Annotated in this window: 13 protein-coding genes; 3 read left to right on the forward strand and 10 right to left on the reverse strand. The window is 70.8% G+C overall.

What is annotated here, in order from left to right; all coding sequences use genetic code 11:
• Positions 1-97 precede the first annotated feature (97 nt).
• The 7 genes from rnc to recG form a co-directional block, all read right to left on the reverse strand.
• A complete protein-coding gene (gene rnc, locus ACFXJL_RS00605) occupies positions 98-976 on the reverse strand; it encodes a ribonuclease III (RefSeq protein ID WP_384639916.1) in 879 nt (292 codons plus the stop codon).
• Positions 977-995: 19 nt separating this feature from the next.
• Positions 996-1,169 carry a 50S ribosomal protein L32 gene (gene rpmF, locus ACFXJL_RS00610; protein WP_250923301.1) on the reverse strand — a complete coding sequence of 58 codons (174 nt, stop codon included), beginning with the start codon at positions 1,167-1,169 and terminating at the stop codon, positions 996-998.
• A 2-nt stretch (positions 1,170-1,171) separates the two neighbouring features.
• Positions 1,172-1,810 (reverse strand): DUF177 domain-containing protein, encoded by a 639-nt coding sequence (locus ACFXJL_RS00615; protein ID WP_358878751.1) that lies wholly within the window; start codon positions 1,808-1,810, stop codon positions 1,172-1,174.
• A 195-nt stretch (positions 1,811-2,005) separates the two neighbouring features.
• On the reverse strand, positions 2,006-3,382 hold the full coding sequence (locus ACFXJL_RS00620; protein WP_384688073.1) for a cell division initiation protein: 1,377 nt from the start codon (positions 3,380-3,382) through the stop codon (positions 2,006-2,008).
• A gap of 162 nt (positions 3,383-3,544) precedes the next feature.
• On the reverse strand, positions 3,545-4,036 hold the full coding sequence (gene coaD, locus ACFXJL_RS00625; RefSeq protein ID WP_358878720.1) for a pantetheine-phosphate adenylyltransferase: 492 nt from the start codon (positions 4,034-4,036) through the stop codon (positions 3,545-3,547).
• Positions 4,037-4,062: 26 nt separating this feature from the next.
• Positions 4,063-4,665 (reverse strand): 16S rRNA (guanine(966)-N(2))-methyltransferase RsmD, encoded by a 603-nt coding sequence (gene rsmD / locus ACFXJL_RS00630; protein ID WP_358878721.1) that lies wholly within the window; start codon positions 4,663-4,665, stop codon positions 4,063-4,065.
• 100 nt (positions 4,666-4,765) lie between these two features.
• On the reverse strand, positions 4,766-7,030 hold the full coding sequence (gene recG, locus ACFXJL_RS00635) for an ATP-dependent DNA helicase RecG (protein WP_384688078.1): 2,265 nt from the start codon (positions 7,028-7,030) through the stop codon (positions 4,766-4,768).
• Between the two features lie 180 nt (positions 7,031-7,210).
• On the opposite strand from recG, the gene ACFXJL_RS00640 reads away from it, so the two are divergent.
• Positions 7,211-9,043, forward strand: a complete 1,833-nt coding sequence (locus ACFXJL_RS00640; RefSeq protein ID WP_384688080.1) for an HSP90 family protein — start codon at positions 7,211-7,213, stop codon at positions 9,041-9,043.
• Positions 9,040-11,991 (forward strand): tetratricopeptide repeat protein, encoded by a 2,952-nt coding sequence (locus tag ACFXJL_RS00645; RefSeq protein ID WP_384688083.1) that lies wholly within the window; start codon positions 9,040-9,042, stop codon positions 11,989-11,991. The genes ACFXJL_RS00640 and ACFXJL_RS00645 overlap by 4 nt, the downstream gene beginning before the upstream one ends.
• A gap of 174 nt (positions 11,992-12,165) precedes the next feature.
• Here ACFXJL_RS00645 and ACFXJL_RS00650 read toward each other — a convergent pair whose 3' ends face one another.
• Positions 12,166-13,800, reverse strand: coding sequence for a DAK2 domain-containing protein (locus tag ACFXJL_RS00650; RefSeq protein WP_384688086.1), 1,635 nt, complete (start codon positions 13,798-13,800; stop codon positions 12,166-12,168).
• A gap of 256 nt (positions 13,801-14,056) precedes the next feature.
• Between ACFXJL_RS00650 and rpmB the strand changes: the two genes are divergently transcribed.
• Complete coding sequence (gene rpmB / locus ACFXJL_RS00655) at positions 14,057-14,242, forward strand: 50S ribosomal protein L28 (RefSeq protein WP_078877327.1); 186 nt, start codon at positions 14,057-14,059, stop codon at positions 14,240-14,242.
• Positions 14,243-14,437: 195 nt separating this feature from the next.
• Here rpmB and thiD read toward each other — a convergent pair whose 3' ends face one another.
• Entirely contained in the window at positions 14,438-15,223 is a 786-nt protein-coding gene (thiD, locus tag ACFXJL_RS00660; protein WP_358878726.1) for a bifunctional hydroxymethylpyrimidine kinase/phosphomethylpyrimidine kinase, read from the reverse strand.
• Entirely contained in the window at positions 15,220-16,188 is a 969-nt protein-coding gene (locus ACFXJL_RS00665; protein WP_358878727.1) for a thiamine-phosphate kinase, read from the reverse strand. The genes thiD and ACFXJL_RS00665 overlap by 4 nt, the downstream gene beginning before the upstream one ends.
• Positions 16,189-16,444: the final 256 nt, after the last annotated feature.

Consider the following 16,444-nt stretch of genomic DNA (forward strand, 5'->3'; position numbering starts at 1 on the left):
TGATGTGCGCAGCGTACCGCTCAATGCCAGGTGAAAGACGCCGAGACCCCTCGCTCCCTAAGGCGCGAGGGGTCTCGAACGACCGTGGTGTGACGGGTCAGGCCGTCGCCCGATCGGTGTCGGTGGAGGACGCGGGATCAGCCGAGCCGGTGGGCTCTGCGGACGGGTCGTCCGCTTCGCCGTCGTCAGCCGGAGAGCTTTCAACGGTCGGCGTGCTTCCGGCCTTCTGATCGGCGAGGCGCTGATCAGCGGCGGCGCGGATCTCCCGCCAAGCGGATTCAGCAGCCTGCTGCTCCGCCTCCTTCTTGCTGCGGCCGGTGCCGGTGCCGTACGAGACACCACCGACGCGGGCAGCAGCAGTGAAGGTCTTCTCGTGGTCCGGCCCCGTCTCCGAGACGAGGTACTCCGGCACCCCGAGCCCCTCGGCCGCGGTGAGCTCCTGGAGACTGGTCTTCCAGTCCAGGCCGGCACCGAGGTTCGAGGACTCTTCGATCAGCGGGTCGAAGAGTCGGTGCACCAGCTCCGACGCGGCTTCGAGCCCCTGGTCGAGATAGACCGCACCGATCACCGCTTCTAGGGTGTCGGCAAGGATGGACGCCTTGTCCCGGCCACCTGTGCCCTCTTCGCCCCGGCCGAGCCGGATGAACGCCCCGAGGTCAAGACCGCGGCCGACGCCCGCCAGCGCACGCGAGTTGACCACCGCGGCCCGCAGCTTCGCCAGCTGGCCTTCCGGCAGGTCGGGGTGGATGCGATAGAGGGTGTCGGTGACCACCAGGCCCAGCACCGAGTCGCCGAGGAACTCCAGCCGCTCATTGGTGGGCAGGCCGCCGTTCTCGTAGGCGTACGAGCGGTGGGTCAGTGCACGCACTAGAAGGGCGGACTCCAGCCGATAGCCGAGCCGCCCTTCCAGAAGCGTGTGGGACGAGGCTGTGTTGATGGTGTCTGCCTGCTTCTTGGCATTGGACAGCTCAGACATCGGGCCTCTCACCAGCCGCTCAGACCGCGAGGACCTGGCGCTTGTTGTAGGTGCCACAGCTGGGGCACGCGATGTGCTGCAGCTTCGGCTCCTGGCAACGCTCACACGAAACCAGGACGGGGACCGCAGCCTTCCACTGCGACCGGCGGTGGCGCGTGTTGCTGCGCGACATCTTCCGCTTCGGAACAGCCACGGCTACTTCTCCTGCTTCTCGTCGACGCCCGCATCGGCGCCGCCCATGTTGTCCTTCTCGCCGTCCGTGATGGTTTCGGCGAGTCCTTGCAGTGCCGCCCAACGAATGTCGACGGCGTCGTGATGGTGCTCCGGGTCGTCATCGAGCCTGATCCCGCACTCAACGCACAGACCGGCACAATCCTCCCGACACACCGGCTGCATGGGCAGTGCGAGCACTACCGCGTCACGCAGCACGGGCTCAAGGTCGAACAATCCGTCCTTGAGGTAGAGGACGTCCTCGCCCTCGGCGTCGTCGCCCGGTTCCACGGCACGGCCATGGCTCCGGTCGTCGGCGTCGGGGTACGTGAACATCTCCTGGAAGTCCGCCGCGACATCGAGGCGCAGCGGCTCCAGACACCTTACGCACTCCCCCTGGGCGGATGCACGGCCGGTGCCTGTGACGAGCACACCATCCATGACCGACTCAAGGCGGAGGTCCAGCTCCACGGACGCGCCTTCCGGCACTCCGACGACTCCCTCCACGCCGAGGTCCTTCGGCGCGGGGATCGAGCGGGACAGCCGCTGGAGCGCGCCGGGACGCCGACCCAGCTCGTGCGTGTCGAACACGAGGGGGTTGCGGTGGTCGAGGCGGGCGTTCAGGGCTTTTCCTGCTTTCAGCTGTGAGGGAGGGACTGGCCGAATTCTTCGAGGAGCATCGATTCGAGTCGCAGGACCCGAGCCGAAGACATCTGGGAAGAAGCGGGCAGCCGAGATCGCCAAACCTGTGCGACCGAAGAGCCAGGATACTTCACCGACCGCGCTGAACCCAATCCGGTCCCGTTGGAGGGAGCGGAGTCAGCGGCCTTCGTCGTACGGGCGGAGCTGGTCGAGGTCGATCATGCCGGTGTCGAAGAGGCTGGTCTCGTCCAGGGCGCCGGCCTGCGGGCGAGCCTGCCGGGCCTGCTGTGCGCCGGGCTCGACGGACGGGTGCGGGTCGCGAGGAATCTGCGGCTGGTACCCGGCGAAGGGGTCAGCGGCCTGGTCGCCGTACGCCCGCTGGTGCGGGGTCCGACCGGTGGCGGGGTCCACCTGGCCCGAGGCCGGCGCGCCCGTTTCGGCGGAGTGGGCGCCGGGCGCCCATGCCGGGGACTGTTGCGGCCAGGGTTCGTGGGCGGCGGGCGCCGCGGGCTCGTACGGTGCGCCGGGCTCGTCCCACGGGCGGGCCGGGGACGGCTGGGCGCCCGCGTCGGCGAACGCGGTGTCGGGTTCGTAGCGGGGTCGCTCGGGTGCGCTCGGGATCGGCGGGGCCGGCGGGGCCGGCGGGGCCGGCGGGTTCAACGCGGGGGCGGGGGCGGCGGCGGAGCGGGAGTGACGGGCCCTGCTGGACAGCCCGGTCTCGTCGTCGGCCAGCTCTGCGAGACCGGCGAGGTAGTCGGCGTCGCTGGTGTCGCCGTTGTGCTGGGTGACGGTAGCGGCGTCCTGGGCGGCCATATGGTCGCCGAGCGAACCGTCCACGGCCGGACCGTGGAGCTTGCTCCGGCCCCGGCCCACGGCTTCGAGGGTCTTGGTGAGCACGGTTTCGAAGGCCCTGAGCTTGGCATCCACATAGGCGTCGGCCTGCTGGACGAGAGCGGCCGGGCCCAAGGCGCGGCCGGGCGCATCGGCAAGGCGGCCGGGATCGGAGTGGGCGTCCACGGCGTACCCCGCGTCCGCGGCGTTCGTGGTGTCCGTGCCGTCCGCACCCTCCCTGCCCTGGTGGACCGCGGGGTCAGGAGCATCGCCACCGGGGCGCCAGCCGAGCAGCTTCTCCCGGCCGCGGTCGACCGATCCGATGGTCTTGCTCAGCACCACCTCGAAGTTGGCGAGCTTGGAGTCGACGTACTCGTCGGCCTCCGCCCGGATCTCGTCGGCCTCCTCCCGGGCCTGGGCGAGGATGCGCTCGGCTTCGTCCTTGGACTGGCGGGCCACCAGGGTGTCCGAGATCAGGGAACCGCGTTCGGCATGGGCGCTCTCGATGATCCGCTCGGCCTCACGGCGGGCCTGGGCGACCATCTGCTCGCGGTCCCCGATCAGCTCGCGGGCCTGGGCCAGGGAGCCGGGCAGGGCTTGGCGCACCTCTTCGAGCCGGCTGAGCAGGTCGGCGCGGTTGACCACGCAGGACGCCGACATGGGCAGCGATCGCGCGCTCCCGATCGCCTCGACGATGTCATCGAGCTTCTTCTGCACGTCCACCGTGGTTCGCCACTCTCTGCACTGGTACGCCTGAGCTGCGTCCGGCTCACACGAGACGGACGGGAAGACTGTACGGCGACACGGACACCACAGTCAGCGACGGACGACGGTCCACGGACCCCTCAGTGGACCGGGGCAGGGCTCCCCTCGGGGTGCAGGGAGTCACTTTCCTTCGCGGCGCTCGGCAAGACGCCTGCTCAGAGCCTCGTGCACGACCGGAGGCAGGAGATGGGAGACATCGCCGCCCCAGGCGGCGACCTCCTTGACCAGACTGGAGGAGAGGAAGCTATAGGTGGGGTTGGTGGGGACAAAGAGGGTCTCGACACCAGAGAGGCCGTTGTTCATCTGGGCCATCTGTAGTTCGTAGTCGAAGTCGCTGACCGCCCGCAGACCCTTGACGATCGCGGGGATGTCCCGCTCCTTGCAGAAGTCGACCAACAGGCCGTGGTGGGACTCAACAGATACGTTTCCGTACTCGCTCGTCACCTCACGGATCAGATCCATCCGCTCGTCGACGGTGAAGAGACCCTGCTTGGACTGGTTGATCATCACGGCGACATGTACGACGTCGTACAGCCTGGTGGCACGGGCGATGATGTCGAGGTGTCCGTTGGTGATGGGGTCGAATGACCCCGGACAGACTGCGCGGCGCACTGGAAGTCCCTCGCTCTCCGGTCCGGTCATGGGGCGTTTTCGCAGGTGGAAGCCTCTGTGCTGACAGAGGCGGCGTGACCGTACCAAAGGGTTCCCTCGCCGTAGCGACGGGCCCTCAGCGGTGCGAAGCCAGTCGGCCAACTGAAGGGCCCACCTCTGGTGCTGCGTTCCACGGTGACCAGCGCATCGTCAGTGAGCCACCCCTGAGTGCGGAGTGTGATCAGGATCTCCCGAAGATCATCGTCACTGACGGCGTAGGGCGGGTCGAGAAAGACCAGGTCGTAGGGCACTTCGGGCGCGGGTCCTGTCACGATCTGCTCCGCCCTGCCGGTGCGGACCTCGGCGCCTGGCAGCGCCAGTGCCTTGACGTTCTCCCGGACCGTGCGGGCGGCCCGGGCGTCGGCCTCCACCAGGAGCGCATGGGACGCCCCCCGGGACAGCGCCTCAAGGCCGACCGCGCCGGAGCCCGCGTAGAGATCGGCGACCCGCACCCCGTCGAACGAACCGAGGTAGGACTCCCAACTGGAGAACAGTCCCTCGCGAGCGCGGTCGGACGTGGGGCGGGTGCCGGTGCCGGGCGGGACGGCGAGGCGGCGTCCGCCGGCCGTGCCGGCGATCACGCGGGTCATCTCGGTCCTTACACAGGGGTCGTCGTCGATGGGCCGTGCACGACAGCCGTAGCGGAACGATCGCCCCAGGACGTCGGCCCGGCCCTTTCGGACCAGTCTCTCAGCCCTTGTCGAGGTACCGCTCGCGCTCCTTGTCCAAAAGGGCGTCCAGGGCGGTGCGCAGCCCGGGCAGCGAGGTGAGTTCGGGATCGGCCCGGACCACGGAGACGGCCTCCTCCCGTGCCGCGGCGATGATCTCCTCGTCGTCGATGACTGTCAGCATCCGCAGCGAGGATCGGACCCCGGACTGCGCCTGGCCCAGCACATCGCCCTCCCTGCGCTGTTCCAGGTCGATGCGGGAGAGCTCGAAGCCGTCCAACGTGGCGGCGACCGCTGCGAGCCGGGCCCGGGCCGGAGCCGCCTCCGGCATCTCGGTGACCAGCAGACAGAGCCCGGGGGCTGAGCCCCGACCGACCCGGCCCCGGAGCTGGTGGAGCTGGGAGACGCCGAACCGGTCGGCGTCCATGATCACCATGGCGGTGGCATTGGGCACGTTCACCCCGACCTCGATGACCGTCGTGGCCACCAGGACGTCCACGGCTCCGGCGGCGAAGCGGCGCATCACCTCGTCCTTGTCGTCCGGTGGCATCCGCCCGTGCAGCACCTCGATGCGCAGCCCTTCCAGTGGGCCGCGGCGCAACTGCTCGGCGATGTCGAGGACGGCCAGGGGCGGGCGCTTCTCCGCCTCGTCCTCGGCGGACTTCTTGCCCGCCTTGCCCGACTTGCCGGCGTTGGCGGCTTTATCGTCTTCCTCGTCGCCGATGCGCGGACAGACCACGTACGCCTGGTGCCCCTTCTCCACCTCCTCGCGCACCCGCTCCCACGCCCGGGCCAGGAAGTGCGGCTTGTCCTGGGCCGGTACGACATGGCTGGCGATGGGCGAACGGCCCGCGGGCAACTGGTCCAGGACCGAGGTCTCCAGATCGCCGAAGACGGTCATGGCGACCGTACGGGGAATGGGCGTGGCCGTCATGACCAGCAGATGCGGGATGCGCTTCTCCCCCTGGGAGTTCCCCTTGGCGCGCAGGGCATCCCGCTGCTCCACCCCGAAGCGGTGCTGTTCGTCCACGACGACCAGCCCCAGTTCCGCGAAGTGCACCTTGTCCTCGATCAGGGCGTGGGTGCCGATGACCAGGCCCGCATCCCCGCTGACCAGGTCGAGCAGTGCCCCACGACGGGCGGCGGCCCCCATGGAACCCGTCAGCAGCACCACCTTGGTGGCGTGCTCGGCCCCACCGAGCATCCCGCCCTCGGCGAGGTCACCCATCATCTCCACGATCGACCGATGGTGCTGCTGGGCGAGGACTTCGGTCGGGGCGAGCATCGCCGCCTGGCCTCCTGCGTCCACCACGGTCAGCATGGCCCGCAGCGCCACCAGGGTCTTCCCGGAACCGACCTCGCCCTGGAGCAGTCGATGCATCGGGTGCTCGGTGGCCAGGTCGTCGAAGATCTCCTGGGTGACCTTGCGCTGGCCGTCGGTGAGGGTGAAGGGCAGCCGGGCGTCGAACGCGTCCAGCAGACCGCCGGGAGTGGGCCTGCGCGCCACCGCCGGCAACTGGGTGTCCGCGAACCGGCGCCTGGCCAGCGCCACTTGGAGGACGAACGCCTCGTCCCACTTCAGCCGCTGCTTGGCGGACTCGATGTCCGCCTTGGTCTGCGGTCGGTGGATCTTCAGCAGTGCCTCGGGCAACGGGACGAATCCCCGGCCGTCCCGCAGGGCCGGCGGCAGCGGGTCGACCGCGTCCTGCGCGCGCGGCAGGACGGCGTCGACCGCCTTGGCGATCTTCCAGGACTCCATCCCCTTGCAGGCGGGATAGATCGGAATGAGAGCGCCCGCCCAGGAGTCGACGTCCGCGCTCTCGGCGGCGCCCACCGCATCGGCATCGGGGTCGCCACCCAGCTTGGCGTAGCTGGGATGGGCCAGTTGCAGCTTGCGGTTGAAGACGGAGACGCGACCGGCGAACATCGCCCGGCTCCCGGGCAGCAGTTCCTTCTGCGGGCGGTGGACACCACGGCCGAAGAACACCAACTGGAGCCGGCCGCTGCCGTCCGTGATGGTGATCTCCAGACGCTTTCCCCGACCGCCGTTGAACGTGTGCACACGGGCGTCCGCGACCTGCGCCACCACCGTGACGTCCTCGTCGAGCGGGAGCTCCGCGAGCCGGGTCAGCTGCCCACGCTCCTCGTACCTGCGGGGATAGTGATGCAGCAGGTCCCCGACCGTATGCAGGTCGAGATGATCGGCCAGCACCTTGGCGGTGGCGGGTCCGAGCGACTTCTTCAGCGGTTCTTGGAGTGGTTCATCGAGCACGGGCACGCGTTCCATTGCACACCACGCCACCGACAACCGCCCGCACCTGTGGATCAGTCCTGGTCGTGAGTGTGGGACGGACCCTAGGATGGCGCGACACCCTGCCTCCTCCCACTCGCGGTCACCACCCCACGGGATCGCCCGACCCGCGCCGGCCCCCCGGGTAAGAAGAGTCCCCCCACCGGCGCAGCGACGATGACTTCTGACACCACCGCACATGCGTCCGCGACCACTCCGCACACCTTCCAGGTCGATCTGCGCGGCCTGGTGGATCTGCTCTCCCACCACCTCTATTCGAGCCCCAGGGTCTATCTGCGCGAGCTGCTCCAGAACGCCGTGGACGCGATCACGGCCCGTCAGTCCGAGTTCCCCGGCGCGCCCGGGCGGGTGCGGCTGTCCGTCGATGCCGGACGGCTGCGGGTCGAGGACTCCGGCATCGGTCTGACCGAAGCAGATCTGCACAGCCTGCTCGCCACCATCGGCCGCAGTTCCAAACGGCCGGGGGCGGAGGGCATCGCCTCGGCACGGACGGAGTTCCTCGGTCAGTTCGGCATCGGTCTGCTCGCCTGCTTCGTGGTGGCGAGTGAGATCCGGGTCGTCAGCAGGTCGGCGCGCACCGCGGACGCACCACCCGTGGAGTGGTCCGCGCGGGACGACGGCTCCTACACGGTGCGTACCCTGCCGGCCGACGCACGGCCGCAGCCGGGGACGACGGTGGAGCTGATCGCCCGGCCGGGCAGCGCCGACTGGCTCGCCGAGGAGCGCGTGTACGCCCTCGCCCGGGACTTCGGACGCCTCCTGCCGTACGACATCAAGGTCGGCGATCGGGCCGTCACGGAGCTGCCGGCGCCCTGGGAGCGCGCCCACCCCAGTCCGTCCGCCCGCCGGGTGGCGCTGGCGGCGCACTGCAATGAACTGTTCGGCTTCAGCCCGCTCGACTCGATCGACCTGTCAGTGCCGGTCGCCGGGGTGCGGGGCGTGGCCTATGTGCTGCCGTCGTCGGTCTCCCCCGCCCAGCGGTCGGGCCACCGGGTCCACCTCAAGGGGATGTTGCTGACCGAGAGGGCCGATGAACTCCTGCCGGAGTGGGCCTTCTTCGTACGGTGCGTGATCGACACCGACTCGTTGCGGCCCACCGCGTCCCGCGAGTCGCTGTACGAGGACGAGACGCTCGCCATCGTGCGCGAGGCCCTCGGCGAACGGATCAGGGAGTGGCTGACCGGCCTCGCCGCCGGCGACCCCGAACGGCTGGCGCAGTTCCTGACCGTGCACCACCTCGGGGTGAAGTCCCTGGCGCGGCACGACACCGAGATGCTCCGGACGATGTTGCCGTGGTTGCCGTTCGAGACCACGGAGGGCTCCGTGTCACTGGAGGAGTTCGCACAACGGCACCCGGTGGTGCACTACACACAGAGCGTGGAGGAGTTCCGTCAGGTCGCCCCGATCGCCGCGGCCCAGGGCATCGGCGTGGTCAACGGCGGCTACACCTACGACGCCGAACTCGTCGGCAAACTGCCCGCCGTCCGACCGGGAACGACCGTCAGCGAACTCGACGCCGACACCGTGACCGCACACCTGGACTCGGTGGACCCCGCGGACGAACTGGCGCTGGCGCCCTTCCTGGCCGCCGCGCGCTCCCGGCTCGACCCGCTGGGCTGCGATGTCGCCCTGCGCGCGTTCCATCCACTGACCGTGCCCGCGCTGCATCTCGACGATCGCGCCGCACGCCATGAACGGGCGCGCGCCGAGGCCGAGGAGGAGGCGGGCGAACTGTGGGCGGGCATTCTCGGATCGCTGCGCGGCAGCGCCCCGCGCGCCCGGCTGGTGCTCAACCACCTCAATCCGCTGGTCCGCCGGATCAGCACCCTCCCGGATGCGGAACTGGCCGCTACGGCGACGGAGGCACTGTACGGACAGGCCCTGCTGATGGCCCAGCGCCCCTTGCGGCCCGCCGACTCCGCGCTGCTCAACCGGGCGTTCATCGGCCTGCTGGAGTGGGCCACGCACGACCGGGAGAACGGCCGATGACCACCGATGTGCCGTCCTTGCGCCAGGCACTGCAGAGCAACCACGAGGAGCCGGAGGGGCCGGCCCGCAACGCCCGCGCGGAGCGAATATTCGCCGACATCGAGCGGTCGGGCGACACCGACCTCCTGATCGACGGCCTCCACCATCTGATGGTGGTCTACAACTACAGCTCCGAGACGGACAAGATGTTCGTCCCCTTCGCGCGGCTGCTGCGCTTGTGGGAGGAACACCCCGAGGAGTTCGACGCCCAGCAGACCCACAGTTTGTTCTGGATGTTCAAGTGGGTCTCCAGCGGAATGATCGACCAACCGCACATCCCCCTCGCCTCCATCGAGAAGTGGCAGGCCGAGATGGAGCGGCGGTACCGGCTCGCGGGCCACTCGGAGCGGGCCGTACGACAGGGGGAGCTGCGGATCGCCCGTCATCTGGGCGACCGGGAGCGGGCGACGCGTGCGTACGCGGCCTGGTTGGCGGCCGACCGGGACGACAAGAGCGACTGCCACGCCTGCGAACTGCACAACCAGGGCGCCTGGCTCGCCCAACTCGGTGAGGACGAGGCCGCACTGGAGAGGTGGCGACCGGTGCTTGAGGGCGAGTTCACCTGTGCCCACGAGCCCCACGCCATCCTCGCCCAGTCCCTACTGCCCCTGCTGCGGCTCGGGCGCGCGGACGAGGCCCGGGCCCACCACCTGCGCGGCTATCGACTGGTCCGTCCGATGGAGTCCATGCGCAGCGCGGTGGCCGAGCACGTGGAGTTCTGCGCGCTCACCGGGAACGAGGCACGCGGGCTGGAGATCCTCGCCGAGCGGCCGGCGTACTTCACCCAGACCGGGGAGCCGGTCAGTCTGCTGGGCCATCTCGCGGTGACGGCCCTCCTCTGTGACCGGCTGGTCGTGCTCGGTCACGGCGAGCAGCGCGTTCCGGGGCCGGGTGAGCGGGCCTGGACCGCCGTCGAACTCGGCCGGCACGCCCGCGGCGAAGCCCTGGAGCTCGCCGCCCGCTTCGACGAACGCAACGCCAGCACCCACGTCAGCGACCTGGTGCGCCGCCGGATGGACCAGGCCCCGCTGGTGGAGCGGCTGCCGCTCGGGCTGCGGGCCGGTCGTCCGGTGTCGGTGCGGCCGACCGGCCCGGTTGTCGCGGCCCCTGCCGGTCCGGGAGCGCCCGCATCGGCCGCGTCCCTGCTGGCCCGGGCCCGAGAGCTGTCCGCGGCGCAGCGGCCGGACGCCCCGCAGGCGTGGCGGGCCGCGGCAGCGGCGGCCGAGCAGGACGGCGGCACCCTGGACGCACTGGCGCAGGCCGAACTCCATGACGTACTGGGTACGGAAGCGGGCCGTTCGATCGCCCGGTCGGTGGAGCACCTCCGGTTGGCGGCGCGACAGTACGAGGCGTCGGGTGAGGCCGGTCGGGCGCTGGCGGCGCGGGCGCGAGCGGCACACGTCGGTTGTCTCGACCATCCCTCCCACGAGCAGATCGAGGCCGCGCTGACGACCGTGAGCAGCGCGTTCGACGAGGTGCGCGCGCTGCTCGCCGGCGGTGCGACGGACGCTCACCAGGCGAGCCGAGTCCTGCTGTGCCGCTCGCGCATCCTGAGCGTCCGACTGGGCACGGCCCAGGGCACCGTGGCGGCGGGCGCCGCCGTCAGCGCCTGGGAGGAGGCGGTGGGCGAACTGCTCGCCTTCACCCGGGAGCACCGGGGCGATCCCGGTGTGGACGTCATCGTCGCCGAGGCACTCGGTCACCTCGGTGAGATCGCCGGCATCCGACGGGACCCGGCGAGGGCGGCGGAGCTCTACGCGGAGTCGGCGGCCGGGTACGAGCGGGCCGGGCGCCCCTGGTACGCGGTGGACGTGTACGCGCAGCTCGCCAGGGCGTGCCGGGCGTCGGGCGATCCGGAGGGTGCGCAGCAGGCAGCCCGCACTGCCCTGGAGCGCGGTCGGGACGATGCTCCCCCGGCGGGGCGGGCCCGGTTGCACCTCCAGTTGGTGGAGCACCTCGCGGACACCGAGTCCCCGGACCTGGCGGCGTGGGAGGAGGCGGCCGAGCACGCGCTGGAAGGAGCGCACTGGGCCGACGAGGCGGGCGAGTCGGGGGGCCTGGGCGCCTACGCCCGGCACCGGCTCGGTGGGCTCCTGCTGCGGCTGGGGCGGGCGGAGGAGGCCGCCGTCATCCTGGAGGCCGTGCTGCCGGAGCTGTCCGCAGACGACCACGGTGACGGGATGGTCGTCCAGACCCTGTGGTGGCTGGGCGAGTGCCTGATGGCGCTCAACGAGCCGAGGTCGGCGGCTGAGCACTGGTTGAAGGCGGCGGACATCGCCCGTACGTGGCCGGAACAGCGCGACCACGCCATGCTCGCCAATCTGGCCGGGGAGGCCCTCTACCGTGCCGGTCTGAACGCCGAGGCCGAGTTGGCGTACCGGCGGGCGGGCGAGCTGTGGCGTGAACTCGGTGATGTCCGTGCGCTGGCCCGCAGTCTTCGGGTACGGGCGTGGATAGCGGTCCGCGAGGGCCAGGCCGGGCCGGCAGCCGCGCGGGACCTGATGGTCTCGGCCGCCTCCGGGTGCGAGGAGGCCCTGCCCGGGCTCGGTGGCGAGGACCGCGACCGGATGCGCGTCGAACTGGCCGAGACCTATCGGCAGCTGGGGGAACTGCTGGTCAACTCGGTCGAGGGAGAGCCGGGCGACAAGGACGCGGCCAAGGCGGCGGCTGCGCGGGCCGCCTACGAGGAGGCACTGTCGCATGCGAAGCGTGCCGTCGAGGTGTTCGGGGCGGTGGGCGATGCGTGCTCCGCGGACCGGGCCAAGGCGGAGTTGCTGGCCGGCTGGTTGGAAGCCGACCTCGGCGATCCGGTAGCCGCTCGGGCCCGGGCCCAGGGGGTGTTGGACGCGTTCTCGGCGGAGGGGCTGAGAGGAGAGGCACAGGCGCTGCTGCGCTATGTGATGCGGTGAGACGCTTCTGAGATGACGTGTGGACACGGGGCACCGTCCGCCCGTTCTCAGGTCCGGGCATGGGGCGAACGACGTCGGGCAGGGGTTGTGCGCTCCCGCTCCTGAACGTTCTCCTGAGGCGCGTCCGCTCGGACGGCCGACGGGAGCGGGTACGGCTACTCCACTCCAGTGCGACTACTCCACTCCGATGAGGAGGGGCGTCGATCCCCTTCCCCCCTCGTACACGACCGTGTCCACCGCCAGATAGGCGTCCCGGACATGGCGCTCCAGGTGGGCTCCCACCTCGGTGGCGTCGGGGACGTCCTGGCCCAGGATCAGGGTCACCAGCTCGCCTCCCGCGGCCAACATCCGATCCAGCACCGCCGTCGCGGTGGCGGTCACGTCCGTACCGATGACCGCAACGTCCCCGTCTATCAGGCCCAGCACATCGCCGGCCTGGCAGACCCCGGCCGAGGTCCACGACTGCCGTTCCGCGACCGCCAGTTCGGCGTAGCGCGTCGCTCCGGCGGCGGCCGTCATGGCCACCACGTCCTCGTCGAACCGTCGGTCCGGTTCATGGACCGCGAGGGCGGCGATGCCCTGGACCGCGGCGCGGGTGGGGATCAGCGCCACCCTGATCCCTTCGCCGCGGACCTGTTCCACCGCTGCTGCTGCGGTGTGCCTCAGTTCGGCCGAGTTGGGCAGGAGGACCACTTCGCGGGCGTGGGCGCGACGGATCGCATCGACGAGTTCGCCGCTCGCCGGGGGCTCACCGGGGCGGGCCAGCACCGTCGTGGCGCCGGCGGCGCCGCACAGATCGGCGAGACCCTCGCCGGGGAGGACGACGACGACGGCCCGTTGGGTCCGCTCGGGTGGCTCGGTCGCGCCTTCGCCGGTGTCGATCGCCGGATCGAAGTGGGTGATGCGGATCCGGTACGGCCGGCCCGCTTCCACTCCGGCTTCGACGGCCGCTCCCGCGTCGTCGACATGGACGTGGACGTTCCACAGGCCGTCACCACCGACGACGACGAGGGACTCACCGAGAGCGTCCAGCCGCCCGCGCAGTTTCGCCACCGCCGTGTCATCGGCCTCCAGGAGGTAGATCACCTCGAAGGCGGGCCCGGCGTCCGCGCACGACGCCCCCGCCGTGATCGGGGTGCCGGTCGGGCGGACGGAGGCAAGTGGTGCGGGCGCCTCCCCGGAGACGGCCTTGACGAGCGCGCCCAGGACGGTGAGCAGTCCGCGTCCGCCGGCGTCCACGACTCCGGCCCGGCCGAGGACGGCGAGTTGCCCGGGGGTGGCCGCCAGTGCCGTCTTCGCGCCCTCGTACGCGGCTCGGGCCACCGTGGCGGCATCCGCGTCGGGCGGGGTCTGCCCGGCTGCGTCGGCGGCAGCCGCGGCCACGGTGAGGATGGTCCCCTCCACCGGGTGGGCCACGGCTTCACGGGCGAGCACCGCTGCCCTGCGCAGTCCGCCGGTGAGGTCGTCGGCGGCGGCGATGCGCTCGGCGAGGCCGCGGAGCAGTTGCGCCAGGATCGTGCCGGAGTTGCCACGGGCGCCGATCAGCGCACCGTGCGCCATCGAACGGACCACGTCGGCCACCGCAGGACCTCCCGCGCCGAATCCGACCGCCTGGGTCTCATGGGCGACGAAGACCGCCTCGACCGCTTGGGTCGCGGATTCCACGGTGAGGTACAGATTGGTGCCGGTGTCGCCGTCCGCGATGGGATAGACGTTGATCGCGTCGATCTCCTCGCGCTCCTGGCCGAGCGCCTCCAGCGCCAGTGCGCACCAGATCCGCACCGCTGCGGCGTCGAGGTTCTGCGGCACCTGGTGATCCTCCTTGAACCGCCGGAGCGGCCGTGGGCAGCGGGTCGCATCGCAGGGTAGACCCCGTGCGGAGGCGGAGGGCTGAGTGGGGGCGGCGAAACCCATGGTAGTTTCGTACTGCGGACGCAGTCGTTGTATGCTGCTCCGGTTGCCCGATGAAAATCGGGCGGTTCCCCGGCAAAGCCACCAATCAGCTCACTGATTTCCGGCACGCCGGAATTCACTGTAAGTGCACCTGAAGTCTTTGGAGTGACCCGTGGCTGCCAACTGCGACGTCTGCGGCAAGGGGCCGGGCTTCGGCAACAGCATTTCCCACTCGCACCGCCGTACGTCCCGTCGCTGGAACCCGAACATCCAGCGCGTGCGTGCCGTGGTCGGTAGGACGCCGAAGCGGCTCAACGTCTGCACCTCGTGCATCAAGGCCGGCAAGGTCTCGCGCTAATCGCGACGGTGACGTCGTAGCGCAGCCCCTGCGGTTGCCTTGAAAGCCGGCCCACCTTTTTGGTGGGCCGGCTTTTCGCTGTCCTGGCGCGCTCGATGAACGTCCCGCGCTCGATCGCGTAGTGGGTTCGATGGCGTGGTGGGTTCGATGGCGTGGTGGGCTCGTGCGGGCTTCGGGCCACGCCTTCGCGGTGGGTCAGCGTAGGCGCCAGCCGTGATCGACCGGGCCGATCCCCTGCCCGAGGGCGAACCCGGCGGCTATGGCTCCGGTCACGTACTCCTTGGCCGCAGCCACCGCCTCGGGCACCGAAAGACCGTGCGCCAGCCCCGCGGCGACCGCGGAGGCGAGGGTACAGCCGGTGCCGTGGGTGTGGCGGTTGTCATGCCGGGGGGCGCGGAACCAGTGGCTGGCCGTGCCGTCGGTGAGGAGGTCCACCGCGTCGCCCGCCAGATGACCGCCCTTGATCAGCGCCCAGCGCGGCCCCAACGCGAGTATCGCGTCGGCGGCTCGTCGTAGCCCCTGTTCGTCGATGACCTCGACGCCGGTCAGTTGGGCCACCTCGTCCAGATTGGGAGTGGCGACCGTCGCGATCGGCAGCAGTGCGTGCCGTACGGAATCCAGCGCCGACGCGGCCAGCAGGGAGTCACCGTGCTTGGACACCCCCACCGGGTCGACCACCACCGGCGCGGATGCGTCCGCGAGGAGTTCGGCGACGGTCTCCACCAGTGGGGCGGAGGCGAGCATGCCGGTCTTGATCGCCTGGAAGCCGATGTCATCGGCGACACTGCGGTACTGGGCCCGTACCGCCTCGGGCGGCAGTTCCCAGTAGCCCTGCACGCCCAACGAATTCTGCGCGGTCACGGCTGCGACGACACTCATCCCGTGGGTGCCGAGGGCGAGCATCGTCTTGAGATCGGCCTGGATGCCGGCCCCGCCGCCCGAGTCCGAACCGGCGACGGTGAGTACGCGGGGCAGGTTCATCGCCCGCCCCCGGAGCCGAAGTGGTCCCACCCTCCGGTGCTGTGCCAGGGTGCCCCGTCCACCGTGACCTGGGGTTGCACCGATGCGCCGAGCACTTCGCCGATCACCTTCCAACGGGCGGGAAGCTTGACGTCCGGGGGGAACGTGGCCAGGATCGCGTGGTCCTCTCCCCCGGTCAGCACCCATTGGATCGGGTCGACGCCCACCGCCTGCCCGATGTCGTTCATCTGGCTGGGGATGTCGATGGCTCCGGAGCGCAGATCGATCCGGACCTTGCTGGCCTCGGCGATGTGCCCGAGGTCGGCGACCAGGCCGTCGCTGATGTCGCACATCGCGGTGGCGCCGAGGCCGGCGGCGGCGGGGCCGGCGTGGTACGGCGGCTCGGGGCGACGGTGCGCCTCGACGAAGGCACGTGGTGAGCGGAACCCGCGGGAGAGCACGGCATGCCCGGCGGCCGACCAGCCGAGCCAGCCGGTGTACGCGACCACATCGCCCGGTCGCGCTCCGGAACGGGTGACGGGTTCAAGGTTGCGCAGGTCTCCCAGTGCGGTGATGGCCAGGGTGATCACCTCGCCCCGGACCACGTCCCCGCCGACCACTGCGGCTCCGGCGACCTGGCACTCGTCGCGGATGCCGTCCATCAACTCCGTCGCCCAGGTGACGGGAAGCTCCGCGGGCACCACCAGCCCGAGCAGCAGGGACGTCGGCACCGCGCCCATGGCCGCGATATCGGCCAGATTCTGTGCGGCGGCCTTGCGACCCACGTCGTACGCCGTCGACCAGTCACGGCGGAAGTGCCGGCCCTCCAGAAGGATGTCCGTGCTCGCCACGACCCTGCGGTCGGGGGCGGCCACGACCGCAGCGTCATCGCCGGGCCCCAGCCGTACCGCGGGGGTGGAGGTGAGCCGGGAAGTGAGCTCCCTGATGAGCCCAAACTCCCCCAGCTCGCCCACAGTGCCCTTCACCCGAGTCTCACCTCTCCGTCGTCCCACCGGTGTCTCCGGCAAGACCCCGTCCGGACCGGCCCGCCGGCCCGGAAGAACCCGCCCCGCCGGACCGCCCGACGAAGCCGCAGACCCATGTACGGGCCCTCCGCTTGCGGTCGCGGCGCGCTTGCTCCGTCGGTACCGTCAAGGGATACGTCAACTTCTGCTGTGCGCACACCACGCTGCGGGCGCCACCCGGCGCGGAGGTCTCCCCGTGGCCCACGGCGACGCGATA

The sequence above is a fragment of the Streptomyces sp. NPDC059256 genome (assembly GCF_042753785.1).
Classification (GTDB): Bacteria; Actinomycetota; Actinomycetes; order Streptomycetales; family Streptomycetaceae; genus Streptomyces.

What these genes read in the sequence shown, in the direction of transcription:
- rsmD (WP_358878721.1), bottom strand. Translation starts at nt 4,665, where the DNA reads ATGACCCGCGTGATCGCCGGCACGGCCGGCGGACGCCGCCTCGCCGTC.
- recG (WP_384688078.1), bottom strand. Translation starts at nt 7,030, where the DNA reads ATGGAACGCGTGCCCGTGCTCGATGAACCACTCCAAGAACCGCTGAAG.
- thiD (WP_358878726.1), bottom strand. Translation starts at nt 15,223, where the DNA reads ATGAACCTGCCCCGCGTACTCACCGTCGCCGGTTCGGACTCGGGCGGC.
- rnc (WP_384639916.1), bottom strand. Translation starts at nt 976, where the DNA reads ATGTCTGAGCTGTCCAATGCCAAGAAGCAGGCAGACACCATCAACACA.
- ACFXJL_RS00640 (WP_384688080.1), top strand. Translation starts at nt 7,211, where the DNA reads ATGACTTCTGACACCACCGCACATGCGTCCGCGACCACTCCGCACACC.
- ACFXJL_RS00645 (WP_384688083.1), top strand. Translation starts at nt 9,040, where the DNA reads ATGACCACCGATGTGCCGTCCTTGCGCCAGGCACTGCAGAGCAACCAC.